The organism is Streptosporangium sp. NPDC051022 (assembly GCF_040683035.1).
Lineage (GTDB): Bacteria > Actinomycetota > Actinomycetes > Streptosporangiales > Streptosporangiaceae > Streptosporangium.
Genome location: NZ_JBFBCF010000008.1, coordinates 252,669 through 275,380 on the forward strand (window position 1 = coordinate 252,669; position 22,712 = coordinate 275,380).

At 66.1% G+C, this 22,712-nt stretch carries 32 protein-coding genes and 1 tRNA gene; 31 read left to right on the plus strand and 2 right to left on the minus strand.

Going from position 1 to position 22,712, the window contains the following annotated elements:
• Positions 1-57 precede the first annotated feature (57 nt).
• The 5 genes from AB0N02_RS16965 to AB0N02_RS16985 all read left to right on the plus strand — a co-directional run bounded on the left by AB0N02_RS16965 (position 58) and on the right by AB0N02_RS16985 (position 5,272).
• Positions 58-519: a cupin domain-containing protein gene (locus AB0N02_RS16965; RefSeq protein WP_067175093.1), complete on the plus strand. Its 462-nt coding sequence runs from the start codon at positions 58-60 to the stop codon at positions 517-519.
• A 66-nt stretch (positions 520-585) separates the two neighbouring features.
• Positions 586-1,515, plus strand: coding sequence for an AfsR/SARP family transcriptional regulator (locus AB0N02_RS16970; RefSeq protein WP_363946830.1), 930 nt, complete (start codon positions 586-588; stop codon positions 1,513-1,515).
• A 4-nt stretch (positions 1,516-1,519) separates the two neighbouring features.
• Positions 1,520-2,005, plus strand: a complete 486-nt coding sequence (locus tag AB0N02_RS16975; RefSeq protein ID WP_363946833.1) for a cupin domain-containing protein — start codon at positions 1,520-1,522, stop codon at positions 2,003-2,005.
• Between the two features lie 728 nt (positions 2,006-2,733).
• Positions 2,734-3,789: a GRAS family protein gene (locus AB0N02_RS16980; protein WP_363946921.1), complete on the plus strand. Its 1,056-nt coding sequence runs from the start codon at positions 2,734-2,736 to the stop codon at positions 3,787-3,789.
• A gap of 496 nt (positions 3,790-4,285) precedes the next feature.
• Positions 4,286-5,272: a hypothetical protein gene (locus AB0N02_RS16985; RefSeq protein ID WP_363946836.1), complete on the plus strand. Its 987-nt coding sequence runs from the start codon at positions 4,286-4,288 to the stop codon at positions 5,270-5,272.
• Positions 5,273-5,828: 556 nt separating this feature from the next.
• On the opposite strand, the gene AB0N02_RS16990 is transcribed toward AB0N02_RS16985, so the two are convergent.
• Positions 5,829-5,902: transfer RNA gene (locus tag AB0N02_RS16990), tRNA-Arg, on the minus strand.
• Between the two features lie 199 nt (positions 5,903-6,101).
• Between AB0N02_RS16990 and AB0N02_RS16995 the strand changes: the two genes are divergently transcribed.
• Positions 6,102-6,980, plus strand: coding sequence for a site-specific integrase (locus AB0N02_RS16995; RefSeq protein WP_363946839.1), 879 nt, complete (start codon positions 6,102-6,104; stop codon positions 6,978-6,980).
• 301 nt (positions 6,981-7,281) lie between these two features.
• Entirely contained in the window at positions 7,282-7,575 is a 294-nt protein-coding gene (locus AB0N02_RS17000; RefSeq protein ID WP_363946842.1) for a hypothetical protein, read from the plus strand.
• A 22-nt stretch (positions 7,576-7,597) separates the two neighbouring features.
• On the opposite strand, the gene AB0N02_RS17005 is transcribed toward AB0N02_RS17000, so the two are convergent.
• Positions 7,598-8,263, minus strand: coding sequence for a helix-turn-helix transcriptional regulator (locus AB0N02_RS17005; RefSeq protein ID WP_363946845.1), 666 nt, complete (start codon positions 8,261-8,263; stop codon positions 7,598-7,600).
• Between the two features lie 201 nt (positions 8,264-8,464).
• Between AB0N02_RS17005 and AB0N02_RS17010 the strand changes: the two genes are divergently transcribed.
• The 24 genes from AB0N02_RS17010 to AB0N02_RS17125 all read left to right on the plus strand — a co-directional run.
• The gene (locus AB0N02_RS17010; protein WP_363946847.1) at positions 8,465-8,737 is read left to right on the plus strand and encodes a helix-turn-helix transcriptional regulator; all 273 of its coding nucleotides are present in this window, start codon (positions 8,465-8,467) and stop codon (positions 8,735-8,737) included.
• Complete coding sequence (locus tag AB0N02_RS17015; RefSeq protein WP_363946849.1) at positions 8,734-9,006, plus strand: hypothetical protein; 273 nt, start codon at positions 8,734-8,736, stop codon at positions 9,004-9,006. The genes AB0N02_RS17010 and AB0N02_RS17015 overlap by 4 nt, the downstream gene beginning before the upstream one ends.
• Positions 9,003-9,809: a phage antirepressor KilAC domain-containing protein gene (locus tag AB0N02_RS17020; RefSeq protein WP_363946852.1), complete on the plus strand. Its 807-nt coding sequence runs from the start codon at positions 9,003-9,005 to the stop codon at positions 9,807-9,809. Before AB0N02_RS17015 ends, AB0N02_RS17020 begins: the two co-directional genes overlap by 4 nt.
• A 130-nt stretch (positions 9,810-9,939) precedes the next feature.
• Positions 9,940-10,518, plus strand: coding sequence for a hypothetical protein (locus AB0N02_RS17025; RefSeq protein ID WP_363946855.1), 579 nt, complete (start codon positions 9,940-9,942; stop codon positions 10,516-10,518).
• A gap of 1,259 nt (positions 10,519-11,777) precedes the next feature.
• Positions 11,778-12,320: a hypothetical protein gene (locus AB0N02_RS17030; RefSeq protein ID WP_363946858.1), complete on the plus strand. Its 543-nt coding sequence runs from the start codon at positions 11,778-11,780 to the stop codon at positions 12,318-12,320.
• Complete coding sequence (locus tag AB0N02_RS17035) at positions 12,317-12,460, plus strand: hypothetical protein (RefSeq protein ID WP_363946861.1); 144 nt, start codon at positions 12,317-12,319, stop codon at positions 12,458-12,460. The genes AB0N02_RS17030 and AB0N02_RS17035 overlap by 4 nt, the downstream gene beginning before the upstream one ends.
• Positions 12,461-12,534: 74 nt before the next feature.
• Entirely contained in the window at positions 12,535-13,089 is a 555-nt protein-coding gene (locus AB0N02_RS17040) for a hypothetical protein (RefSeq protein WP_363946864.1), read from the plus strand.
• Positions 13,086-13,463, plus strand: a complete 378-nt coding sequence (locus AB0N02_RS17045) for a hypothetical protein (protein ID WP_363946867.1) — start codon at positions 13,086-13,088, stop codon at positions 13,461-13,463. Before AB0N02_RS17040 ends, AB0N02_RS17045 begins: the two co-directional genes overlap by 4 nt.
• Positions 13,460-13,900, plus strand: a complete 441-nt coding sequence (locus AB0N02_RS17050) for a hypothetical protein (protein ID WP_363946870.1) — start codon at positions 13,460-13,462, stop codon at positions 13,898-13,900. The genes AB0N02_RS17045 and AB0N02_RS17050 overlap by 4 nt, the downstream gene beginning before the upstream one ends.
• Positions 13,897-14,196, plus strand: a complete 300-nt coding sequence (locus tag AB0N02_RS17055; RefSeq protein ID WP_363946873.1) for a hypothetical protein — start codon at positions 13,897-13,899, stop codon at positions 14,194-14,196. Before AB0N02_RS17050 ends, AB0N02_RS17055 begins: the two co-directional genes overlap by 4 nt.
• Positions 14,193-15,056 (plus strand): ERF family protein, encoded by an 864-nt coding sequence (locus AB0N02_RS17060; RefSeq protein ID WP_363946876.1) that lies wholly within the window; start codon positions 14,193-14,195, stop codon positions 15,054-15,056. The genes AB0N02_RS17055 and AB0N02_RS17060 overlap by 4 nt, the downstream gene beginning before the upstream one ends.
• A 5-nt stretch (positions 15,057-15,061) precedes the next feature.
• Positions 15,062-15,397 (plus strand): hypothetical protein, encoded by a 336-nt coding sequence (locus AB0N02_RS17065; RefSeq protein WP_363946879.1) that lies wholly within the window; start codon positions 15,062-15,064, stop codon positions 15,395-15,397.
• Positions 15,398-15,522: 125 nt separating this feature from the next.
• A complete protein-coding gene (locus AB0N02_RS17070) occupies positions 15,523-15,873 on the plus strand; it encodes a hypothetical protein (protein WP_363946882.1) in 351 nt (116 codons plus the stop codon).
• Positions 15,870-16,025, plus strand: a complete 156-nt coding sequence (locus AB0N02_RS17075; RefSeq protein ID WP_363946885.1) for a hypothetical protein — start codon at positions 15,870-15,872, stop codon at positions 16,023-16,025. The genes AB0N02_RS17070 and AB0N02_RS17075 overlap by 4 nt, the downstream gene beginning before the upstream one ends.
• 80 nt (positions 16,026-16,105) lie before the next feature.
• Positions 16,106-16,354 carry a hypothetical protein gene (locus tag AB0N02_RS17080; protein ID WP_363946888.1) on the plus strand — a complete coding sequence of 83 codons (249 nt, stop codon included), beginning with the start codon at positions 16,106-16,108 and terminating at the stop codon, positions 16,352-16,354.
• Entirely contained in the window at positions 16,351-17,193 is an 843-nt protein-coding gene (locus AB0N02_RS17085) for an SPFH domain-containing protein (protein ID WP_363946891.1), read from the plus strand. Before AB0N02_RS17080 ends, AB0N02_RS17085 begins: the two co-directional genes overlap by 4 nt.
• Entirely contained in the window at positions 17,190-17,879 is a 690-nt protein-coding gene (locus AB0N02_RS17090; RefSeq protein WP_363946894.1) for a hypothetical protein, read from the plus strand. Before AB0N02_RS17085 ends, AB0N02_RS17090 begins: the two co-directional genes overlap by 4 nt.
• The gene (locus AB0N02_RS17095; protein ID WP_363946896.1) at positions 17,879-18,307 is read left to right on the plus strand and encodes a hypothetical protein; all 429 of its coding nucleotides are present in this window, start codon (positions 17,879-17,881) and stop codon (positions 18,305-18,307) included. Before AB0N02_RS17090 ends, AB0N02_RS17095 begins: the two co-directional genes overlap by 1 nt.
• An 84-nt stretch (positions 18,308-18,391) precedes the next feature.
• The gene (locus AB0N02_RS17100) at positions 18,392-19,489 is read left to right on the plus strand and encodes an RNA ligase (RefSeq protein ID WP_363946899.1); all 1,098 of its coding nucleotides are present in this window, start codon (positions 18,392-18,394) and stop codon (positions 19,487-19,489) included.
• Positions 19,486-20,391, plus strand: coding sequence for an AAA family ATPase (locus tag AB0N02_RS17105; RefSeq protein ID WP_363946901.1), 906 nt, complete (start codon positions 19,486-19,488; stop codon positions 20,389-20,391). Before AB0N02_RS17100 ends, AB0N02_RS17105 begins: the two co-directional genes overlap by 4 nt.
• Before the next feature lie 70 nt (positions 20,392-20,461).
• Positions 20,462-20,911 carry a hypothetical protein gene (locus AB0N02_RS17110; protein ID WP_363946904.1) on the plus strand — a complete coding sequence of 150 codons (450 nt, stop codon included), beginning with the start codon at positions 20,462-20,464 and terminating at the stop codon, positions 20,909-20,911.
• A gap of 91 nt (positions 20,912-21,002) precedes the next feature.
• Positions 21,003-21,500 (plus strand): hypothetical protein, encoded by a 498-nt coding sequence (locus AB0N02_RS17115; RefSeq protein WP_363946906.1) that lies wholly within the window; start codon positions 21,003-21,005, stop codon positions 21,498-21,500.
• 154 nt (positions 21,501-21,654) lie between these two features.
• On the plus strand, positions 21,655-22,311 hold the full coding sequence (locus AB0N02_RS17120; RefSeq protein WP_363946908.1) for a hypothetical protein: 657 nt from the start codon (positions 21,655-21,657) through the stop codon (positions 22,309-22,311).
• Positions 22,312-22,712, plus strand: a 401-nt coding sequence (locus AB0N02_RS17125; RefSeq protein ID WP_363946910.1) for an HAD domain-containing protein, incomplete at its 3' end; no start/stop codon positions are given.

The window sequence follows — 22,712 nt, forward strand, 5'->3', positions numbered from 1 at the left end:
AGAGCGCAAAGCGGTAGCACCGGGGACTGCAACCCCCGCGCCACAGAAGGAGATTCGATGTCCCAGCAGATTCACCACAGCCTTGCCGGCGAGGGCAGGGAGCTGTTCACGGTCGACAGCACCGCGACGGTGAAGGTCGGCGCGGAGCACACCAACGGTGAGTACGAGTTGTTCGAGATCGACGGCGAGCGAGGTAGCTTCGTCCCGCCGCACCGGCACCCCTGGCCCGAGTCGTACTACATGCTGCACGGCAGGATGTCGGTTCAGGTGGGCTCCAAGCGGTACGAGATGGGCCCCGGCGAGTCGATCACGGTCCCCACCGGTGCCGTGCACACCATCGAGGTGCGTAGCAAGGCCGCGAAGTTCCTGGCTTTCAGCCTGACCGACGGCACCGGAAAGCTCTTCGCCGACCTCGACGCGAACGTTCCCACCGGGCGCGCGATGGAGGAACTGGCTCCGCTCATCACCGAGATCGCCGAGCGGAACCGGACCACCTTCATCGGCCGTCCCGCGCAGTAACCCTCTCATTCAGGCAGGCCGAGGGAGGCCCCGGCCAGGGGCCTTCCGGCATTCATGGAGGAGATCATGGACTTCCGACTACTCGGTGAGACGGCGGTGCTGGCGGCTGACGGCACGTCACTCGATCTCGGCCCCAGAACGCAGCGCATGGTGCTCGGCGCGTTGATGCTCAGGGCGGACAGGACCATCGACATCGAGCAGCTCATCGACGTGATCTGGCCGGAGACCGCGAACAGTCGCGTCGCCGTGAGGGGCCTGCATGTGTACGTGTCCAAGCTGCGCCGGATCCTCGAGCCGGGTACGGAGCGACGCGGCGACTACAAGATCCTCGCCAGGCGCCCCAGGGGCTACCGCCTGACCGTCCGGCAGGAGTCCCTGGACATCGGACGGGTGCGCATCCTGGCACAGGAGGGCCGCAGGCTTTTCGCCGCGGGCCACAGCGCGCAGGCGTCGGCCGAGCTGCGCAAGGCACTCGCCGAGTGGCGGGGGGAGCCGCTGGCGGATTTTCCCGACGGGCCGTGGATCCGTGACGAGGTGCACTACCTGGCCGAGTTGCACAGGGGCCTCATCGAGGACGCGGCGGAGGCGGATCTGGCTCAGGGGTTCGGCCCCGTGCTGGTCCCCGAACTGGGACGGCTGCTGGCGGCCTTCCCGTACCGGGAGCGGCTGCGTTTGCTCACCGCGCACGCCCTCTACCAGGCGGGCCGGCAGGCGGACGCGCTGTCCCTCATCGCCGAAGGACGCAGGCAGATGGCCGAGGTATTCGGTCTCGACCCCGATCCCCGCATCCGCCTGATGGAGGATCGGATCCTGCGCCACGATTCCTCGCTCACCCCGCGGCAGGTGGTGCGACTGCACGGCAACAGCTGTGCGAGGGCGCGGCGTCAGGCGACCACCGGGCTCACCACGAAGATGTCGGCAACGTCGCCGCAGACGGGCACTTTGCCGACGCCGAAAGGGTTGCTGTCATATGTCACTACCTGTTCCATCCCATGACGTCGTGGTGGTACGAGAGGCGGAGACCGAGATCCTCGCGACCGCCCAGGTGACCGGGCGACTGTATGCCGACAGCGGTCAGGTCGGGGGAGCTCTCAGCGCTCAGCGGATCACTCTCGAGCAGGGAGCCTCGGGAGCATCGCCGCACCATCACACCGGGGCCAGCGAGCTCTTCTACGTCCTGCGGGGAGCGGCCGAGATCCTCACCGGAGAACGCGTCCTCACGGCGGAGCAGGGAGACCTGGTCGTGGTCCCGCCTCGCGCCGTCCATGCCTTCGCCGCCGCCCCCGGAACCGAGGCCGATCTGCTGATCGTCGTCACGCCCGGAATAGAGCGCTTCGAGTACTTCCGTCAACTGCAGCGGGTCGCCAAGGGCGAGGCCGCCTTGGAGCGCATCCTCGAAGCCCAGGACCTCTACGACAACCACTTCGACGAAAACCAGGTCTGGCAGCGGCACCTTCTCCGGCGCGCACCGGGTTTTCGGGCTTGATGGTGTGATGCGGTTCCAGGAGCTCCCGGGGATCGTCTACGACGACACAGCGTGCCCGGGTCCGGTCGTTGACGGACGCCGACCTGTCGTACCGGCTTCTGGACGCGTCCCCATATAGACACGGGAGCATGGCTTCAGCTCCCATTAGCTCCCATTAGCCGCGGTGCGGACAAAACGGTCGCGTTCTTGCCGGGGAGTCCCAAGGGTCCCGGCCCGGGCGAAAGGCGTCCGCCGGTGCTCGCCAGCCCGCCACGCCGACATCGCGGAGTCCGGCCACAGTACCGAGATGATCTTCTGCTGCGACGACGGCGCGTTATCTCTATGGGCGACCCGCCGTACAACCGGCTTCGCACCACGGCGGCGGTCGCGCCCTACGCCCAGGCGGCCACGCTCAGTACGGATCCCGCTCTCCGGGCCTTTCTCGAGCGGCGGGCCAAGGAACTGCCGCGCTGGCCGATTCCCTGCCGATCACGAACCCGGCAGGCGGGCCTGGACCTCGCCCAGCCGTCCGGCAAGGAAAGCACCTTCGGCCCGCCAACCGATCGTAAGGCGCCGTACAAGTCGACTCCAAGAGCGCCGTCCCATCATGGCGGTGGCGAGGAGAAAGCAGCTTCTTCCGCTTATGGATCTTCGTATGAATTCGGTGTCGCTATTTCCCGGAGGGAATTGCCGCCGGATGACCCTCATGAAAGGAAAAGGGGATCGACGTGGGTGTCCATGCATTTGAAATGTTGTGCCAGGCCGTGGAAGAGACGCACGCGGGCCGAGCCGACACCGCCCGGCGCTGGCTGGACAAGTCGCGCGGACTGATCGACCCGGAGAACGCGAACGACGACTTCCTCCACCTGCTCTACCATGACGCGTTGGCCCGTCGGCTGGGAACCGATCAGGACGGGCGGGACAACCTCTACCTGCGCCGGCTCGAGCGGCCGCAGATCGAATTGTTCGATCTGGTGGCCGAACACCTGCCGGTGGTGAATCTGGCCGGCCGCATCGGCGGCGCCCTGCTCGCCCGGCATCTCGCCGGGCGGCGCACGGCCACCCTGCTGTCGATCGGCATCGGCTCGGGCGTCCAGGAGGCGGCGCTCCTGACCGAGCTCGTGAAACACGGCATGGCACCCGGACGGCTGACCGTCATCGGGGTGGACCCCGCGGTCGAAAGCCTCCACCAGGCCGAACGATCCCTCCGCGCCACCGGCGTCACGCTGGACTTCCACGGGGTCGCCCGCTTCGCCGAGCACATGACCGACGATGACTGGGACCTGGTGCGCGGAGCGCCTCGCCCGCTGGTCATGAACGCCGCGTTCGCGCTGCACCACCTGCGTGACTCCTCGGCCGGCGCCGACGAGAGGAGCACGTTCTTCGCGAGGCTGCGAGACGCGGAGCCGGAGGCCGTGGTGCTGTGCGAGCCGGACTCCGATCACCATCGGGTGTCTCTGCCCAAGCGGTTCCACAACTCCTGGCAGCACTTTCACCACGTCTTCCGGCTGATCGACGCGCTGGACGTCTCGGCCGCCGACCGTAACGCGATGAAGCTGTTCTTCCGGCGCGAAGTGGCCGACATCGTCGGCACCGCCGACGACGAGGAGCGCTACGAACGGCACGAGCCGACAGCGCGATGGCTGGACCGGTTGTGCCATGCCGGGTTCCGGCCGACGCCCGCTCCCGCGAGCACGCTGCCGGACACGGCCCATCCCGCCTTCGTCCGCCAAGATCGCGACAGCGTGCGCATCGGATTCGACGGCGAATCGCTCGTGGCCGTCATCCAGGCAATGCCGGCGTAGGCGAGTTGATCAGCTCGCGGGCATGGGAGCCCAGGTCCTGGGCGCCGACGGAGAGCGGCGCGCATACGCTCGTCGGCGTCCTTCACCTGGGGGCGGCCACGTGGGTGTGGCGCTCACCACGGATTAAGCAGCCGAACGCACGGCGCGACCTTCCCGGCCGTCCCGGTGACGACGTCATCCGGCGGGTACTGCGGGAGTTCTCCCTCGGAGGAGGCGCGGCCACAAGTCTGACAGCGGGCTCGATTCATCAGGCATGCGTTCATGATCCCGGTTGCGACGCTGAACTTCCGGAAGGGTCGGCCACATGGTCCTTCCATGGCCCGGTGACGGCCTGATCTTGTCTGGCATGGATCACGCATGTGACATGAGCAGGGGTTTTTCGGGGTAGGTCGAACTGTCAGGCGGTCGGATCCACGACGTCGCCCAGACAACCACAGCCAGCGTCAGCGAATTTGCAGAGGGCACGCGGCCGCCGATATTCGCGGTGGAGGGCTCGATGAACATGCGGACAGCTCAGCCCCAGGCTGGGATCACCCCGAACATGTTTGGGATCTCCTACGGGTTGGCCGGTCTGGCCACCTGCTGGGGGTACGCGGCCATGCGGGGGGTGGCGCCCGCGCTGGTGGCCGACCTCCTGTTCATCGTCACCGCCGTCGTGTGGCTGGTGCTCATAGTCGGCTACGTGTCGCAGGTTCCGCGCCGGCCCGGCGGCTGGCGCGCCGAACTGGCCGATCCGGTGCTGGCGCCGTTCGTGTCGCTGATCCCGATCGTCGGCATGCTCCTGGCGATCGGTCTGATGCCCCACGCCCCTACCGCCGGCCGATGGCTGTTCGCGGTCTTCGCCGCCGCCACCACCATCCTGGCCGGGTGGATCACCGGCCAATGGATCGTCGAAGAGCTCGACCTGGACCGGCTGCACTCCGGCTACGTCCTGCCCGCCGTCGCTGGAGGACTCATCGCCTCCATCGGCGCTGCCCGCGCCGGCTGGACCGCCATCGCCCACGCGTTCATGGGCATCGGCGTCGTGTCGTGGCTGCTCATCGGCTCCGTCATCATGGCCCGGCTACTGTTCCGCCCCCGCCTGCCTGCGCCGCTGATGCCCACCCTGGCCATCGAGGTCGCGCCGCCCGCTCTCGGCGGCCTTGCCTACCTGGCCATCACCCACGACAAGGTCGACGCCGTCGCCCTGGTGTTCGGCGGCTTCACCGTGCTCGCCGTCATCGTCCAGCTCCGGCTGATCCCCGTGTACCGGCGGCTGGCGTTCGGCCCCGCGTTCTGGTCGTTCGCGTTCCCATACGCCGCCGTCGCCATCTTCGCCCTGCACTGGATCGCCTACGGAAGGCCGGTCGGGTACACGGTGTGGGCCTGGTGCGTACTGATCGCGATCACAGCCTTCATCGCCGTGCTCGTCGCCGAGACGACGGCCGCTCTCGCCCGCGGTAGATTCCTGCCCCGACTCCAGCAATCGCAAGCACCGCAGTAACGGCATACCGGCCGACAGCCGATCACAGGTAATCACTTCCCCCGGCGCCCGCTCCTGGGCGCCCCAGTTGCGGGGCGCCTCACAACACAACATCAAGGGGGGCGCGGCGGCGTCCACTGCACGGATCATGGGAGGAAGCAGACGGACATGGAAGCGGCGCGGAGGGTGTCATCCCGCTTGGCCTCGCCGTGGCTCGCGACAGCCGCCGGGCTCGCCCAGGCCACGGGGTGGACGTGACGTTCAAGGTCTACGCCAAGTGCATCGACGGCCGGCGTGACGTGGCCGACCAGCGCATCCCGGACGCCCTCGCCGCATGACACTTACACCGCACATCCACAGGACCCCGGGGTCCGTCCTTGGGTCCTTCGGTGTTCCAGGCCCGGGAATCGTTCCGTGCGCCTCCGGAAAAGCCGCCCCCGCCTGGGGAAACGCACTCCGGAGTATTCCGCCTGTGTTCCGCGACCGGTGGCATCCGGCTACCTGTCGCTGTACACCCCGGGCGGGCCGTACACATGGAAAAGACCAGGTCAGAGTGGAGATGGCCTGGTCTTGGTCGCGCGCCCTGCAGGATTCGAACCTGCGACCGTCGGATTAGAAGTCCGGTGCTCTATCCAGCTGAGCTAAGGGCGCCAGTTTTACCGCCTTGAACTGCTAGTTCTCGGAGGCAAAGAGACGGTATCACGCGTGCACACACTGACTACAGCATAGGATCCGCCTCATGCCCCCCACCAAGAGACAGGATAGATCACCGCGCCTGAGATCCCTACTGGATTCGTGGACTCTCGCCCTCGAATCAGCGAACCGGTCTCCCCACACGATCGTCTCCTACATGGCTACCGGCCGCTACTACTGCACCTACGTCGAACACCACGGCATGCCCGACCGTGTCGAAGGCACCCAGGCCGAGCACATCCGCAGTTTCCTCGTCGCCTGCCTGCAGGGCTGCTGGGCCGACGACAACCACACCGAGCCCTGCCCGTGCGGTGTCCGTAAGCACAGCGCCGGCAACGCCGACAAGCACTACCGCAACCTCAAAGCGTACTTCAACTGGCTCATCAGGGAAGGGGAGCGCAAAGCGGCCCACCCGATGGCCAACGTCGTGCGCCCCACTGTTCCCGACGTTCCCACCGAGACCTTCAGCGACGAGGAACTGAGGGCTCTGCTGAAGGTCTGCTCGGGAGCCACACTGCCGGACCGCCGGGATGCCGCCATCATGCGGATCTTCATGGACACCGGCATCCGCGCCGACGCAATGGCAGGCCTGCGCTACAGCTCCGAGCCGGAAGACTCCGACGTCATGCTGTCGAAGAAGCTGCTGCGCATCCGCAAGAAGGGGGGAGGAGTGGCGATCGTCCCCATCGGCAAGAAAGCGGCCCGGGACCTGGATCGCTACATCCGGGTGCGCGCCCGGCACGCCGAGGCGGACTCGGAGTGGTTGTGGCTGGGGAAGAAAGGCAGACTGCAGAAGTCTGGAATCCAGCAGATGCTCAAGCGTCGCGGAGCCCAGGCCAAGGTCGTCAACGTGCACGCCCACCGGTTCCGGCACACCTTCGCCGACGACTGGCTGGAAAGCGGCGGCAACGAGAGTGATCTGATGCGCATCGCCGGCTGGTCTTCTTACGCGATGGTGCAGCGCTATGGCCGGGCCGCGGCGGATCGCCGAGCGAGGTCTGCTCATGCGCGACTATCGCCGGGTGATCGTATCTGAGATTTGATCGCATATGGATCTGTCAATCTGGCATTAAGGGCAGTCTTTTCTCCCCTTCGGGATCGGCGCGTTCCAGGCATAACGGGCATATTTGGCGTGCTCACCACCCCTTTGGTTACCGACCGTAATGACTCGCTTTCGGGCTGGCTTCGAGTGGTATTCGAACGTGATACTGAAAGTTCAACCCCTATTCCATCGCCGTTCACTGTCACATACAGTGGTCCGCACTGCCGCAAATGCCTCGGGCGAAGCACTGCCGCAGCGGCCGTCTCTGCGTGGGCGGCCAATGGAGGGAAAGCACATGGCACTACGCATCATCCGATGGTCTCTCACCGCGAGCGCCGCGGCGCTCTGGGGGGAAACCTTGGCGATTGCGCTCGATGACACGCACATCAAGATTTTCCTGACAGTCGCCATGGCGACGTTCCTGGTCAGCGTGGCAGCAGTGGGTGCTTGGATGATCCGGGCGGATCATCTAGCCCTCGCTCTGGCCCGCAACAAGATCAGAGAGACACGCCTCGCCGAAGCGCTCAGAGAGGAGGCTGACATGCGAAGAAACGAGCGCAGGATAGGCCACCTCAACCACGTCCTCTGAGGGCGCCATCCGGTTTAGTGGCTCATGGATTTTCTTCGATTCTTTTCTTTCGCCTCGCGGCGGCATCGACCTTGACCCTTCCCCGCTCGCGAGACGAAAGGAAAGGCGAAGACGCATCTTCCTCTGCGCTTTCGTCGTAGTCCGCCAGTGCCTCACTTCTCGCTTCGGAGATCGGCCGGTGGTGTATGGCTAGATCTTCTTCCGATGCCAAGCCGACGTGAACCAGCAGCTCTCCAAGCGTCCGCCCCAGGTCGTTCGCCAGTTTCTGCAATACGGCCACCGAATCGTCGATCACCTCCACGGCAACTCCCCGGCGATCCGCCTCACGGATGAACCACACCGGATAGCGCCGCTCGGTGGTGGCTTTGGCCGGCGCTGTGGCGGCGGTTTGAAATCCAAGGCGTGGAAACTCGGCCTGGGTCTCGAACGTTGAGGGCCGCACGAGTGGCGGGGTCGGCTCTCCGCGCGCCTCGGCGATCTTTGCGAGATCGCCTTGCTGCCATCCAAGGGCGGCTTCGAGTGCGCTCCTATTGCCGGCCTGCGGCCAGCGTTGGGCGGACTCCAGGTTGTAGAGGGTCTTGGTGTCGATGCCAGCAGCTGCCGCCAGGGCAGGGCGGCTTAAGCCCATCTCCCCGCGTCGGGCGACAACGTATGCGGCGGCGCGCTCCAAGTCGCGTCGTCGTCTCATGAGACCCCATCATGCGGGAACGAACGGGAACAAGCTAGAGCCTGACACGCCAAGTTTGCTGGAACAAGCGGCAAGGTCAAGGTCTATAAGGGCTGATCAGGGTCAATGTGGGAAAAATTGGAGCTCCAACCTGCCCAAAAGTTTCACTTTCTTGCCGTTCCTTCCTTGTAAAGTTCCCGTTTGTTCCCCTATGGTTCTTGCATGGCAGAACAGCCCCTTAACCCCGAGGACGTGCGCGTAGGCGCCACGATCCGCGCGCTCAGCGAAGCGCACGGTTGGAAGGTGGGCGAACTCGCGGCCGCGCTCGAACGCAGTCACAGCTATGTGAGCAACGTCATGGCCGGCCGCAAGCACGCGAACCACAAGCTATGCCGCCAGATCGCTGACCTGCTCCGCGTCCCTCTCGCGGCGATCATCAGTAGCGACGAGTACGCCAAGGCCGCCGACGCCGTGAAAAGCGAGGCACCCGTATGACCAGCCGCGCTGAGCGCAGGAGCATCGCCAAACTTGCGGCCAACGCCCGATGGGCCAACGAGGTCGACCGCACCGCAGCGACGGCGACAGCTCGTAAGAGCTCGCCCGCCTCGATCGAGTACTGGCTGAAGAAAGTCGACCCCGACAAGGTCATGCCATACCCGGAGCGGATCAAGCGCGCCGAGAACGCTAAAACTGCGTACTACGAGAAAGCCATGCTTAAGGCGCGCCAGGCCAAGGCGGCCAAAGCCGCAGGCGAGGCGGCATGAGCGGCCTCGACATCCCGGCCACCTCTCCGTTCGACGCGATCAAGCGAGTCGACGAGGGCGGAGACTATTGGCTCGCCCGCGAACTGATGCCGCTTCTGGGCTACCGGAAGTGGGAACGGTTCGCAGACTCCATCGAGCGGGCCATCGTCTCGGCACGCGTCGCTGGCTACGACGCCGACCAGGCGTTTTCCCGGCTCCGGGAAAACGGACAGAACGGCGGAGCCCGAGTCGACTACCGTCTCACCCGCCACGCGTCCTACCTCGTGGCGATGAACGGCGACGTCCGTAAGCCTGAAATCGCTGCCGCTCAGACGTACTTCGCTGTCCGGACCCACGAAGCGGAGACTGCTCAGGTCAGCAGGCCCGAGATCCCACAGACGCTCACCCAGGCGCTTCGCCTCGCGGCAGATCAGGCCGAGCAGATTGAGGAACTCGAAACGGTCAACCGCAAGCTGACGGTGAAAGCCGCGGCGTTCGATGACTGGATCAACGGCAAGGGCTGCTACCTGGTCGGCACGGTCGCGAAGATGCTGGGCCTCGGCCCGAAGCGACTGTGGGACTTCCTGTACGACGAGAAGATCCTGATCCACTCGCCGGGCACGAAGCGACACCGGGAGCCCTACGCGGGCAAGCCGTCCACGACGTGGTTCGAGGTCAAGGCGGTTGAGCCGGACAAGACCAACGGGCACGCGACCAACACCACCTACTTGCTCCCTTACGGGGCTGAGCAGCTTCGTCTGCTGCTGATCAAGCGGGGTGTTCTCCCGTCGCAGCAGCTCGCCCTGATCGGCGGCACCTCATGAACCTCACGGGATGCCTACGACCTTCTCGGGCGCCACATCTGCACTGAGGAGACAAGGCCCCGGCCATGCGAGGGCCGGGGCGCGGGAGGACATCCCAGCCCAAAGCTAGCAACCCATCGAGAGGACACCCATGAAGATCCGAATGACCTGTACCGGCACTCGCCCCTTGCTCCTGCATAACGTGCAGCTCGCGAGCCCCCTGAACCCTTACGCCAAGAAGCTGAAGGCGCTGAACTCCAAGCGGGTCAAGACCGACGAGGACCGACTGGAGGTCGCCCGCGTCGAATTTGAAGGCTCGCTCTACTACGACGTTGAGCTTGGCCCGGTGATGCCGTCCCAGAACGTGTTCCGCTGCCTGATCGGCGGTGCCCGCCTGATCAAGGCTGGCAAGAAGATCGAGCGCGGCGTTGCCATGGCGGACTTTCAGCTCCCCCTCATCTACCAAGGGCCGCGGGACATCGAAGGACTCTGGGGTGGCGGCGAGTCTGAGTTCGTCGACATCCGTCCAGTGACCGTACAGCGGAACAAAGTCGACCGTTGCCGCCCCATCTTCCGGTCGTGGGTGGTCGAGGCGGACATCGTCATCGACCCCAAGGCCATCGAGTTCGACGAGTTCTGTGAGGTCGCTCGCCTGGCCGGCGAGATGGAAGGACTCGGCGACTTCCGGACCATGTTCGGCCGCTTCGACGCACAGGTCAGCGAGATCTGACATGGAACTTTCCCAGGCCTGTTGCAGCGAGACGCGGCTCTGCGTGGCTCGGCATGTCGTGACGTGCCATGGCGCGGCAGGTCTGGGACGGGAGGGCGACCGGAAGGCTCCGAGGTTCGACTCCTTGGGCGCCCACGCTGTTTGGCCCGGCGAGGTCCGGCGTGGATGGGCCCGGAATGGCATGGATGGGCGGGCATGGCCTGGGTCCGGCATGGCATGGCATGGGGCGGTTAGGCAAGGCGGTGCTTGGCTTGGTGTGGTCCGGCTAGGTTCCGCTGGGTTTGGACGGGCGGATGGTCGTAGTGCGGGTTCGACTCCCGTGCCGCCCGCGCTTCATCGAGAGATCCCCAAAGGCACGGCTGGGCGACTGTTCGGCTTGGCATGGCAGGGCGCGGTAGAGCATGGCTCGGCATGGCGTGGGCTGGTGACGGCGGTTGATCGCGGGCTTCCCCCGGGGTTTTCCCCTGCCACTAGGCGGGACACGGCCGGGAGTGGTCGGGCGTGGCAGAACGCGGTTCGGTCGGCCAAGGTTCGGCCGGGCAAGGCTCGGCATGGCGATCTTCTGATGACAGTGGTTGATCACGGGTTTATCCCATGGTCTTCCCCTGCCATCAGGCAGGACGCGGAACGGCAAGCAGTGGCCCGGCCGGGATGGGCGGGGCAGGGAGTGGCACGGCACGGTCATGCCCGCTTCGGCTGGGCTGGGCAGGACTCGGTAACGGTGACGGCGGTCGGTCGCGAGCTTGTCTCGCGACCTTCCGCTGCCTCCGGGTGGCGTTTGGCTCTCTTCGGTGGGGCTCGGCAGGGTGCGATGGTGCTTGGCGGGTCCAGTCGGGGTTTGGTTTGGTCTGTCCGGGCTTGGCTGGGTTTGGCGTCGGCGACGGCGGTTGGCCGGGATCTTGAATTCCGGTCTTCCACTGCCTCTGAGCAGTACTTGGTGCGGCACGGATGGGCTGGGCTAGGCATGGCGGGGTTCGGCGGGGCTCGGTCGGGTGGATGGCCTTCGGCACGGTTCGACTCCGTGCCACCCACTTCTCAAGGCTTGGCGCGGCTAGGTGCGGCGCGGCGTGGCAAGCGCGGCGTGGCACGGCAGGGCAGGGCAGGGAGCTCACGGGCGTTCGGCCTACACCGGAGTTCGACTCTCCGGCGCTCACTTACAAGGCCAGGTTTGGCCTGGCTCGGCGGGGCATGGCGCGGCCTTCCTGGGAGGGCCGAGGTTGGGCAAGGCATGGATCAGCACTTTCATCAGGAGCTTCACCATGTTCGAAGTTAAAAACGATCAGGCCGAATGGCGGAAAATCTACGCCAAGGCCCTGACTCTCAACGTAGACGACGTCCTTACATACGACGATCTTGGCGACCTACTCGACAGGGATTTCCTCGCCGACCGCAGCCCTATCTACCGGACCATCCGCGAGCTGGAGAAGAACAACGCTCGCACCTTGGCCAACGTCAAAGGCATCGGTTACCGGCTAGCTGCCGCAGTTGAGCATGAGGGCTTGGCTCGATCCCACCACCAGAGATCACGCCGTCAGCTTCGTAAGGCGGTCTCTAAGGCAGCCAGCGCGAATCGTGCAGAGATGACGGTGGATGAGCGCAAGCGCATCGACGGTCTGGAGATGAGCCTAAGGCAGCACTCGCAGATGATCCGTCGCCTAGATCTGCGAGACAAGGAGCGCGAGGCGCAGCTCAAGGATCTACGTCGGGAGAAGAACGCCGACGTCGCCGAGCTCTCGGAGCGGGTCGATCGCCTCGCTGAGCTACTGGAACGTCATGGTGTTCAGCCTCAAGGGGCATCGTGACCGTCTTCATTCCCGGCCGGGTCTACGAGCTGACGCCGGAGAGGTACGTGGCGGCCGGCGTCCTTCGCCAGCAGGCCCTGATGGCTACTGCCGACGAGTGCCGGGCGTGCGGCAACCAGCCGACCGCCGCCCCCAACTAAGTGCGGGCCCAGCCGAGGCAACGGCTGGAACCCGCTGACCACCCGCTCACGAGCTACAGAGAGCAGGACAGTCAATGAATCAGAGTACGACCAGTGTCGCCGACGAGGCGAACGCCTGGCAGAAGATGAAGACCGATTCCCCGGAGCAGGCCCGCAGGCTGCTCGACGAGATCGAGCTGGGTGCTGACGTGGCTGACGCCCTGAACGGGGGGCGAGAAGTGACCGCCGCCGAGCCGATCAAGAGCGTCGTTAAGGCGCTGGAGTACGCGCAGGCCTTCCAGGACATCGCGGCCTTCCTCGCTGCGAACCCGGTCCTGGCGAAGAGGGCCTCTGTCCACCCCGAGCGAGTGTTGGTCTCGGTTACCACGGCGGATGACCCAGGCGCTTTCATCGTGGAGGCCGCCCGGTGCGGTCAGGCGGCGGGCGCAAGGGTCGAGGAGTACGCCACCGCCGAGTACGGCGGCATCAAGATTCACTTCGGGCCGGTCTGCGTGCAGGTGTACGCCAAGGCCGAGCTGGTGTGCAGCCAGGTCGTGGTCGGCCGCGTCCCGGACGTTCGGCACATGCTGATCGTGGGCCTGGACGGTATCCGGCGTGAGGCTGCGGTCGGTCAGGCGGTGGCCCAGTGAACGTCGAGACGCCTCTCGCTGCTGCCGCCCGTCGCGCCGAAGAGCTCGCGCGGAGCCTTACCGAACTGGCGGCGTTCGTCCGGTCGGACGCCGTCCGCACTAACCCCCGCCTGCTCAACACGCTCCGCGTCAACTTCGGCCAGCAGGACATCCCGATCGGCGTATGCGATGACGCGCACTGGGTGCTGCGCGACGTCAGCCGGGCGGCTGACGCGTACGGGCTGCCGGTGTACGCGGCGCTCCCGCAAGAGCAGGACGGGCGGACATTCCGGGGACTGCGGGTGGTCTGCGGGGTGATCGACCTGCGGGTGTGCGCATCACAGGAGCGACTGTCGCGGCCGATCGGTGACTACCTGCCGGAGGTGGCGTCGTGACCATCATGACCGTTAGCGCCCTGGTCGAGGCCCGTCCAGCGGACACTGAGGTCGCCATCGTCTACGTTCCCGCAGGCTCCACGGTGCAGGTTCACCACCCGGATGGTGTCCGGTGGTACGAGCCGCTGCTGCCGGACGAGGGGTGCTACGCGGTCGTCCCGGGCGACAAGGACAAGATCGGGTGGGGTGCCGTGCCGTGCTGGTACGGCTCCCTGACCGGTATCCGCAACGGCCGGCACCGGCTGGACCGGGAGGCGTGGCACGCCGCGGCGAGGGCGCTTGCCTCCTGCGGCGTGGTTTACGTCCGCTACGAGCAGCTCGACTACTACAACGCGCAGCGGTGGACCGCTGTCGGCTACCGGGTCGAGGTGGCGGCCCGGACTGTGGACCAGGAGCACCGCGTCTACGCCCGCTACATGGGCGGTGAGGACCAGTGACCCCGATCAGCTGGCTGACGGTCAGCACCGCCGCCGCCCGTCTCCACAAGACGGTTGAGGAGATCCAGCGGTTGGTCGACGCCGGCTCCCTGCACGGCCGGTGGATCCACGACCACCTGTCGATCTCCGAGGAGTCAGTGGAGGCCTACTCGCCTGACGCGGACGCCGAAGACGCCATGGCTGAGTACCTCGTTGAGCGGGCCGAGGACCTCCCGGAGCGGACGGTCTCCGTTCATGGCGGACCCGAGCTAGATCCACAGACCGAGTTCGAGTACGAGCGAGAGAAGCGCACGTGAGCGAGACGCTCAACATCGTTCAGGCACTGGCCGAAGTCAAACGCAGGGTCGGCGCGGTCGCCAAGGACGACAAGAACTACCAGCAGGGCTTCACCTTCCGAGGCGTGGACACTGTGGTCAACGCCGTCGGTCCACACCTGGATGAGGTCGGCATCGTGCATATGCCGACCTTGGAAAGGTGCACGTACGGCACCGTTGAGATCGGTAAGAACCGTACCCCGATGGCGCACGTCAGCCTCGAAGTCACCTACACCTTCTACGGGCCGGCACAAGACTTCATCTCCTGCCGGGTGCCGGGCGAGGCGATGGACTCCGGCGACAAAGCAACGTCGAAAGCCATGTCGGTGGCGTGGCGGACCGCGCTGATACAGGTCCTGAACCTTCGCACTGAAGACCCCGACCCTGACGAGAGCTCGTATGTGCGCTCTGCGGCCAAGACGGTGGAGGACTACCGGCTGGAGGTGATGAACCTCAACGCCACCAAGTCCGACCTGGAGCGGACGTACATGGAGGCGGGTCGGGCTGGGCTGCTGGCACAGGCAACTGTGGACGAGGCTGGCAACCAAGTCCGCCTGGGCGACCTCGTCATCCGCCGCGGGAAAGAGGCGCCGGAGGGGCTGCCCCGTAACAAGGACGGTTCTGTCTCCCGGTCCAAGACCACGGACGAGGAGAAGGCCGCTCATGGCCTGATGACCGGCCCTCAGCTGCGCGCCCACAACAAGCTGGTCAAAGAGGCTACCGAGAACCCCAAGGAAGCCGAACGGGTCAACGGCCCTGTCTTGTTCGACGAGTGGCGGAATGATCCGCCGACCGAGCTGGCGGGTGTGACTGAGATCAGTAAGCCCGGCGGTGAGTCGTGACGGAGATGCTCACCATCGTCAAGCAGCTCGGCCAGCTCTCCCGCGACCTCGACGACGCGGTCACGAAGATGGCTGACCTGGAGTTCATTGCGGTCGAGGCCGAGGGCGACTTCAAGGTGGCGTTCGCTGGCGCGTTCCGGGACGCAGCGGGCTCGATCGAGGACCGCAAGCAGATCGCGATCACCCAGACCGATCACCTGTGGCGAGTGTGGGGCAAGGCCGCTGCCGCGGTCCGCCTGCAGAAGGAGCACATCAAGGCCCTGCACGCCCGTATCGACGTGGGGCGGACGATCCAGTCGACGGCTCGTGCGGAGATGCAGTTGGCGGGTGGTCAGCTGTGAAGCGCGGCGCCCCTCTACGGCGGAAGAAGCCGATGCCCCGCGGCAAGGGTCTCAAGGCTGGCGGCTCTGCTTCGGTCCGTACGCCGGCCAAGGCAGGGCGTCGGGACACCGGCCCCACCGCGGCGGTGCGGCGGGCAGTTCGTGAGCGCGACCTGGACACCTGCGTGGTGTGCGGCGTCATCGTGACCGGCCGCCCCGCGTCGATCCACCACCGGCGGAACCGCGGCATGGGTGGTTCGTCAGATCCGCGCATCAACGACATCACCAATCTCATGATCGCGTGTGGTGATGGGTCCAGCGGCTGTCACGGCATGCTGACCGATCGGCCGTGGGAGCTCGACGCCGACAAGCACGGCTGGATCATCGGCCGTAACTCGGTCGCCGACCCCGCGCTGGTGCCGGTCCTGGTGGCGTGGCTGGGCTGGTGCCTGCCCACACCTGACGGCCGCTGGGAGCGTGTCGAGGTGACCTCATGACCGAGCTTCCCGGCCCCGAGTTCCTCGATTGCCCGACCTTGGCAGGCCACCCGTGCGGCTGCTGTCTGCGGTGTCTCGCCCAGCAGGTCGAGGCTCTCCGTCGTTCCTCGGCTGACCTGTACGGGTCGCCGTCTGACCTCGACTTCCCCTGACTTCCTGGTGCTGGTCCTGCACTCCATCGGGGGTGTGCGGGACCAGCACTCCACCCCCTGCCTCTGAAAGGAGGTAAGCCGTGCGAGCCGTGATCACCCTCGGCATGGTCGCCCTGATCGTCCTGGGCTGCGTCGCCATAGCCCTGATCTACAAGCGCGCCGAGCAGGCCCGCGAGGACCGGCGGGAGCGGCGCCGCCACGAGGAGTTCCTCGACCGCATCCACAAGTCAGCGATCGGCGCCCGGGACGTCGAGCCGTACGCCGCAGTCCTCGCCGACGAGATCCGCAACCACTTCAACCCCCTGACCCTCGGAAAGAGGACCCGTTGAACCGCAAGCTCCTCATCCCCGCCAGCCTGGCCGCCACGGTGCTCGCCACTGGCTGCTCGATCACCACGGACACCAACGAGCGCGGCCTGGACTACGACTACGACTCCTGGTCGGGCGAGAAGTCCCTCGAAGGGTGCGTGGAGCCCGGTCAGCGCGCATGGCAGGACATCAACGACCCTGGCGTGGTTCTGCCCGCCGACCAGCGGTCGTTCGAGTTCACCAACAGCCGTGACGCCGAGTCCAAGCCCATCACCGTGGTTTCGAAGGACAACCTGGAGATGTCCGTCGAAGGCGTCGCGACGTTCTACTTGACCGGCGACTGCAAGACCCTCGACGACTTCTACCGGAAGATCGGCCAGAAGTTCCGGGCCGACACCAACGAGGGCTGGGCGCGGATGCTCGGCGTCTACGTCAAGCAGCCCCTCGACCGGGCCATGGACGCCGCAGCGAAGAAGTACCCGTGGAAGGACCTGTTCGCCAACCCGCAGGTGAAGCAGACCTGGGAGAACGAGGTCGCCGCGCTGGCGTCGCAGTTCATCAAGGAGCAGGCCGGCGCCGACTACTTCACCGGCTTCAAGTTCACCCTCCAGCAGCCCCAGCCGCCGCAGAAGGTCCGCGACGCCCTGGCGGAGGCGCAGGAGGCGATCGAGCAGAACGCGGCCCAGAAGAACAAGAACGAGCAGGTGAAGACGGAGATCCAGTCCATCAGGGAACTGGTCGACGTCCTCGGCCCCCAGGGGGCGGTGCTTTGGCAGGCCATTCGGAACGGCCAGATCTCAGTCGTGCCGGTTCCGCAGGGCAGCAGCCTCAATGTCACTCCGAAGCGGGACGGCGAGTGATGACAGGTATCCAAACCGGCCAGCGGTTCGGGCACCTGGAAGCGCTGGAACCCTCCAAGAACGCGCGCAGCAAGGTGCTATGCCGTTGCGACTGCGGCGAGCAGAAGCGATTCATCCCCTACAACCTGACGAGCGGCAATACCCGCTCCTGTGGGTGCCTCAGACGGGCAGTGACCGCTGCGCGTAGCACGACACATGGTCTTGCTGATTCTCCGGAGTATCGGGCGTGGCAGCAGATGATCAGGCGTTGCACCGACCCTGACCACCCATACTTTCCGTACTACGGCGGCAGAGGCATCTCCGTCTGTGAGCGCTGGATGGACTTTGGCGCGTTCATCGCTGACATGGGGCGGCGCTCCGAGGGGTTGTCGCTCGATCGAGTGGACAACGACGGCCCCTATTCGCCAGAGAACTGTCGGTGGGCGACAGCAGTTGAGCAACGCGCTAACCGTCGTCCACAGCGGAAGCGGACACACTGTCCGAACGGTCACCTGTACACGTCCGAGAGCGTGGTGCTGAAGACCAAGAAGAGCAGGTCTGGCAAGTCGCACACGACTCGCAATTGCCGACTGTGTATCCGGAATGGCGAGGCTAAGGCGCGCCAGGCAATCAAGGACGGCAAGGTCACGATCGTCCCGGTCCCGTCTGGCAGCGCGGTCAACGTCACTCCGAAGGGTGGCCAGTGATGACCGACGTCGCCGACTGGGATGACCGTCTGCCGTATGACGACTCTCCGGAGCCCCCGGAGCACCCGCCTCTCAACCTGAAGCACGTCGAGGCCGGCGCCGAAAAGGCGCTCGCCTGGCTCTTCAAGAACAAGCTCGGCGAGTGCCCTGAGGTGGAGGAGACCGTCCGCGCGATGGGCGAGGTCTTGGAGCGACTCCGCTCGGCGGAGATGGAGATCGACCGCTGGGAGTCCCTGCCGGTCGAGACGATCCGCTGCGTCGTCGTCCCTGAAGGGGCGGACATCGACGACCCGGACCAGGTGCTCCGAGTCGTGACGGAGTCGACGGCGATTCGCTCCGCACAGAACAGGGGCGGGATCGCGTACGCGCAGGAGGCGACTCTCCGCCCGCTGGTGCAGATCTGGCCGCCCGTCAAACCGCCCTTCTAACCCTCCCGATTGCCCCGTCTTGTGCTCGACCTCAGGGGCGAGCACAAGCGGGCTCCCACCTCAATCACCTGAAGGAGGCTCGCCGTGGTCAAGCTCCACGTCGCTGAGCTGCTAGACCTCGAATGCCTCGAAGAGGCGATCAACACAGGGTTCGTCCGCGCGCAGAATCACCCCGTCGAGCCGTTGGTCATCTACAACTACACGGAGAAGACCCAGTACGAGGGGGAGTGGAATCGGGTTACGCAGACGTGCCGAGGCTTGATCGCTGACGGCTCCGGCACCATCGTGGCTCGCCCCTTCGCGAAGTTCTTCAACTACGGCGACCCCATGGCGGGGGAACTGGACTTGTCGGCGAAGGTCGTCGTAGCCGACAAGATGGACGGCTCTCTCGGCATCCTCTACCCGACCGCTTCGGGCGACTACGCCGTCGCGACCAGGGGGTCGTTCGCCAGCGAGCAGGCGCAGCACGCCACTGATGTGCTCAGGTCGCGATACAGCGACTTCTCACCGCCTGAGGGTGTGACGGTCTTGTTCGAGATCATCTACCCGGCCAACCGGATCGTCTGTGAGTACGGCGGCGCCGACGACCTGTTCCTCCTGGGCGGTGTCGAGATCAGCACTGGGAGAGTGCTTGGCCCCGACGAGGTCCCCGCTTGGAGTGGCCCAAGGGCGGCCGTGTTCAGTGCGCCGATGCTCGCCGACGCGCTGGCCATGCCGCCCCGTCCGGGAGCCGAAGGGCTTGTCGTTCGGCTGGTCGACACCGGGCAGATGGTGAAGATCAAGCAGGCCGACTATGTAGCCCTCCACAAGATCATCACTGGGTTGAACGCACGAGGCGTCTGGGAAGCCCTAGGCGAAGGCAAAACCATCAGCGACATCTGCGAGCCGCTGCCGGACGAATTTCATCAATGGGTGCGCGACCTCGCCGAGGGGCTACAGCTTCGAGCCGCCATGGCGTACGGCGCCGTCCAAGCCACCCACAACAACATCGTGGACAAGCTCGACCACAAGCACCCAGACGGCTGGCAGCGCCAGGACTACGCGACCTGGGCGACCCAGTGCACCAACCCGGCTTGGCTGTTCAACCTGCTCGACGACCGCGACCCGCGCCCGGCGATCTGGAAGACGCTTCGCCCGTCCGGAGACATCCGCCCGGTTGCCCTCTCGGAGGACGCCGCATGAGCACTCTCTTCGCCACCAGAGGCCTTCCTGGGTGCGGCAAGACGTACATGGCATCAGCGTGGGTCGCTGAAGACCCAGACCGGCGTGCCCGGGTTAACCGAGACGACCTGCGGGCCATGGTTCACGACAGCCTGCACATCAAAGGCATCACCGAGCCGCGCATCATCGCCGTGCGGGACGCCTCCATCACGGCGCTGCTCCGCAAAGGCGTGGACGTGGTCTGCGACGACACCAACCTTCCGCAACGCGTCGTGCGGGACCTAGCCAAACTTGCCGCCCGTGCGGGCGCTGAGTTCGAGGTGTGGGACCTGACAGACCGCTCGCTGGATGAATGCATCGCGCGAGACGCCGTTCGTGAGTGTTCCGTAGGGGAGCAGGTCATCCGCGACATGCACACCCGCTACCTGAAGGGGCACACCTACCCGCTACCCATGCCGACGGAGACCGACAGCGCCGTCGATCTGAAGCTGTACACGGCCAAGCCCGGCACACCCAAGGCGGTGCTGGTGGACATCGACGGCACCACGGCGTTGATGTGCGACCGCTCTCCGTTCGACGAGACACGCGTCGCTGGAGACCTGCCGAACCTGCCTGTCATCAAGGTCATCCGCGCACTGGAGGCGACAGGGCACCGGATCGTGTTCGTGTCCGGCCGGACCGACGCCTGCCGCGCCGCCACGGAGGAATGGCTGGCCGTGAACACCGGCATCCGCTACGACGCCTTGCACATGCGCGTCGCCGGCGACTTCCGCAAGGACTACGTGGTCAAGGCTGACCTGTTTGATGCCCACGTTCGCGACCACTACGACGTCGCCTGCGTGCTGGATGACCGGCGCCAGGTGGTCGACATGTGGCGGTCGCTCGGTCTGACCGTACTCCAGGTCGCTGACGGCGATTTCTGACCTTCCCCCGCTTGTGCTCGCCTCCGAGGTCGAGCACAAGCGGGCCTTCAACCCCTGATCGGAGAGATCCATGAGCACTGAGCAGGTCGACATCCCGCGGAGCGTCGAGGTCGTAGAGGGGCCTGTCGAGGAGATCCGCGCTGCCGCCACCCGGCTCCGTGAGGTGGCCGCTGATGCCACTCCTGGCCCGTGGCAGGTCGGCAACGGCACAGTCATCGGTCTCGGCATCGAGCAGACCAGCCGCGGCTCGTTCTCCTACACCGCCCAGCTCGCCGAGGTCTTCGACGGCACCACTCGCGATGAGGAGAACTACGGCGGCCACGACCTCGGCAGCCCCGAGGGAGATGCCGCCTGGATCGCCCTCGCCCACCCCGGCTTGGCCGAGCCACTCGCCGGATGGCTGGAAGAGGTCGCCGACGACGCGGAGAAGCACGCCCGCGGCGGGTGTGGCAACTCCGCCGACGAGATCGCCTGTGGGTGGCCGCTCGCCGTGGCCCGACTCATCAACGGCTCCGACTGATCCACAATCCCGCTCCTCCCTGCAGTCACCAGGGAGGAGCGGGACCCCACCTCATGAAACACCCGTTAAGCCGATTAGGGGAGACCCGAAAATGCGATCCAGGGATAATGAGCAGCCTCCGCCCGCCGATCAGCTTGTTCACCCGCCCGCCCCGGTCGTGCGATTCGCCACCGATGCCGCCGCCCAGTCCGTCACCGGACCGCTCAAGCAGCGCTACGACGATGCCGCCGCCTTCGCTTTCGCCGAGTGGCAGCAGGCCGATCAGTGCGACGCCGACATAGCGGGCTGCCAGAGGGAAATCGCTGACCTCAAGCGCCGCATCGTCGAGCTGGAGGAGACGATCCAGCGCCGCTCCTTGGACCGGCAGCAGCACCTCACGCACGCCCAGCAAGGCGTGGACGTGGCCAACCCAAGCGCCGACCTCCTCGGCTACACGGGAGTGCAGGTTCCTCAGGTCATCCGCCCTCTACCGATGCCCCCTCCGGTAAGCGGACCGTCATCGCTGGGGGAACTGGACGAGCGATCCCAGCAGGCGCTCGGCGCGTTCCTCGACGAGCACGCCGCAATCGGTCAGGACGGAACGCGGTGAGCGCGTTACGGCGCCTGTGGCGGCACTACGTGCGACGTAGGCCGTACGCGGGGCGCCACGCCGGAGCTCGCATCTCGGCCCTTCAGGACGCCGGCACCGTCCCTGTTCCCGCTATCCGATCTCACCCGTCCCCCGACCCGGAGGAGACCGCACAGTGACCCGCATCGTCTTCCTTGACACAGAAACCACTTCGCTCGACGACACCCGGGGCGGGGTGTGGGAGATCGGCGCCATCGTCCGCGATCCCGGCCAGGCTGATGTCGAGCACTTGTGGCAGATCTGGCCGGACCTGTCCACCTCAGACCCGAACTCGCTGCGCATCGGCCGCTTCTACGAACGCCACCTGCTGGCCCGACAGCCCGCTGCCCCCGAGTACGCCATCGAAGTCGCCATCGACGGCAAGACCGACCTGCTCGACAACCAGTGCCACACCGGCAAGGTCGCCCGCGAACTGGCGCACATCCTCGACGGGGCGCACGTCGTCGGCGCAGTCCCGGACTTCGACTACCGGTTCCTGCGCCGCTTCCTCGCCACCTGGGGGCAGGCGTGGAGCGCCCACTACCACCTGATCGACATCGAAGCGCTCGCGGTCGGCTGGCTGCACGGCAAAGCCGCAGCTCTCGCTGAACTCAAGGACAGCGGCCCCAACTGGCACGACGAGGCCACCAAGACGTATGGCCTGCCGTGGGACTCCAAGGCGTTGTCCCGAGCACTCCGCGTGGACCCCGACCAGTTCGACCAGCACACCGCGCTCGGCGACGCCCGCTGGGCTCGCGCCCTCTACGACGCCGTGATGGGTGGTGCCGCCTGAATGGGCGCCGTGACCTGCCTGAAGCCCGAGCTCCCCGCCGCGGAGGAGCCCCGCCGCCCGCTGCTGCTCATCGATGTGGACGGGGTGTTGAACGCCTTCCGTCGCCCTGGCCCCGAATGGTTCAAGACGAAGTGCACGGCGGACGGGATCACGTACAACATGATCCTCAACCCCACGCACGGGCCGAAGCTCCTCAACGTGGCCAAGACGACCGGCTGCGAACTCGTCTGGGCGACCACGTGGGAGCACGACGCTAACACCGAGATCGCACCGAAGATCGGCCTCCCACAGTTGCCGGTGATCGAGGTCGACCGCGCCAACAGGCCCTACCGCGGCGACGTGATGTTCAAGACGCCGCACATCGCCGACTGGGTCAAGGGCCGTCCGTTCGTGTGGCTGGA

What these genes read in the sequence shown, in the direction of transcription:
- AB0N02_RS16965 (WP_067175093.1), top strand. Translation starts at nt 58, where the DNA reads ATGTCCCAGCAGATTCACCACAGCCTTGCCGGCGAGGGCAGGGAGCTG.
- AB0N02_RS16970 (WP_363946830.1), top strand. Translation starts at nt 586, where the DNA reads ATGGACTTCCGACTACTCGGTGAGACGGCGGTGCTGGCGGCTGACGGC.
- AB0N02_RS16980 (WP_363946921.1), top strand. Translation starts at nt 2,734, where the DNA reads ATGTTGTGCCAGGCCGTGGAAGAGACGCACGCGGGCCGAGCCGACACC.
- AB0N02_RS16985 (WP_363946836.1), top strand. Translation starts at nt 4,286, where the DNA reads ATGAACATGCGGACAGCTCAGCCCCAGGCTGGGATCACCCCGAACATG.
- AB0N02_RS16995 (WP_363946839.1), top strand. Translation starts at nt 6,102, where the DNA reads ATGGCTACCGGCCGCTACTACTGCACCTACGTCGAACACCACGGCATG.
- AB0N02_RS17000 (WP_363946842.1), top strand. Translation starts at nt 7,282, where the DNA reads ATGGCACTACGCATCATCCGATGGTCTCTCACCGCGAGCGCCGCGGCG.
- AB0N02_RS17005 (WP_363946845.1), bottom strand. Translation starts at nt 8,263, where the DNA reads ATGAGACGACGACGCGACTTGGAGCGCGCCGCCGCATACGTTGTCGCC.
- AB0N02_RS17010 (WP_363946847.1), top strand. Translation starts at nt 8,465, where the DNA reads ATGGCAGAACAGCCCCTTAACCCCGAGGACGTGCGCGTAGGCGCCACG.
- AB0N02_RS17015 (WP_363946849.1), top strand. Translation starts at nt 8,734, where the DNA reads ATGACCAGCCGCGCTGAGCGCAGGAGCATCGCCAAACTTGCGGCCAAC.
- AB0N02_RS17020 (WP_363946852.1), top strand. Translation starts at nt 9,003, where the DNA reads ATGAGCGGCCTCGACATCCCGGCCACCTCTCCGTTCGACGCGATCAAG.
- AB0N02_RS17025 (WP_363946855.1), top strand. Translation starts at nt 9,940, where the DNA reads ATGAAGATCCGAATGACCTGTACCGGCACTCGCCCCTTGCTCCTGCAT.
- AB0N02_RS17030 (WP_363946858.1), top strand. Translation starts at nt 11,778, where the DNA reads ATGTTCGAAGTTAAAAACGATCAGGCCGAATGGCGGAAAATCTACGCC.
- AB0N02_RS17040 (WP_363946864.1), top strand. Translation starts at nt 12,535, where the DNA reads ATGAATCAGAGTACGACCAGTGTCGCCGACGAGGCGAACGCCTGGCAG.
- AB0N02_RS17065 (WP_363946879.1), top strand. Translation starts at nt 15,062, where the DNA reads ATGCTCACCATCGTCAAGCAGCTCGGCCAGCTCTCCCGCGACCTCGAC.
- AB0N02_RS17075 (WP_363946885.1), top strand. Translation starts at nt 15,870, where the DNA reads ATGACCGAGCTTCCCGGCCCCGAGTTCCTCGATTGCCCGACCTTGGCA.
- AB0N02_RS17095 (WP_363946896.1), top strand. Translation starts at nt 17,879, where the DNA reads ATGACCGACGTCGCCGACTGGGATGACCGTCTGCCGTATGACGACTCT.
- AB0N02_RS17105 (WP_363946901.1), top strand. Translation starts at nt 19,486, where the DNA reads ATGAGCACTCTCTTCGCCACCAGAGGCCTTCCTGGGTGCGGCAAGACG.
- AB0N02_RS17110 (WP_363946904.1), top strand. Translation starts at nt 20,462, where the DNA reads ATGAGCACTGAGCAGGTCGACATCCCGCGGAGCGTCGAGGTCGTAGAG.
- AB0N02_RS17115 (WP_363946906.1), top strand. Translation starts at nt 21,003, where the DNA reads ATGCGATCCAGGGATAATGAGCAGCCTCCGCCCGCCGATCAGCTTGTT.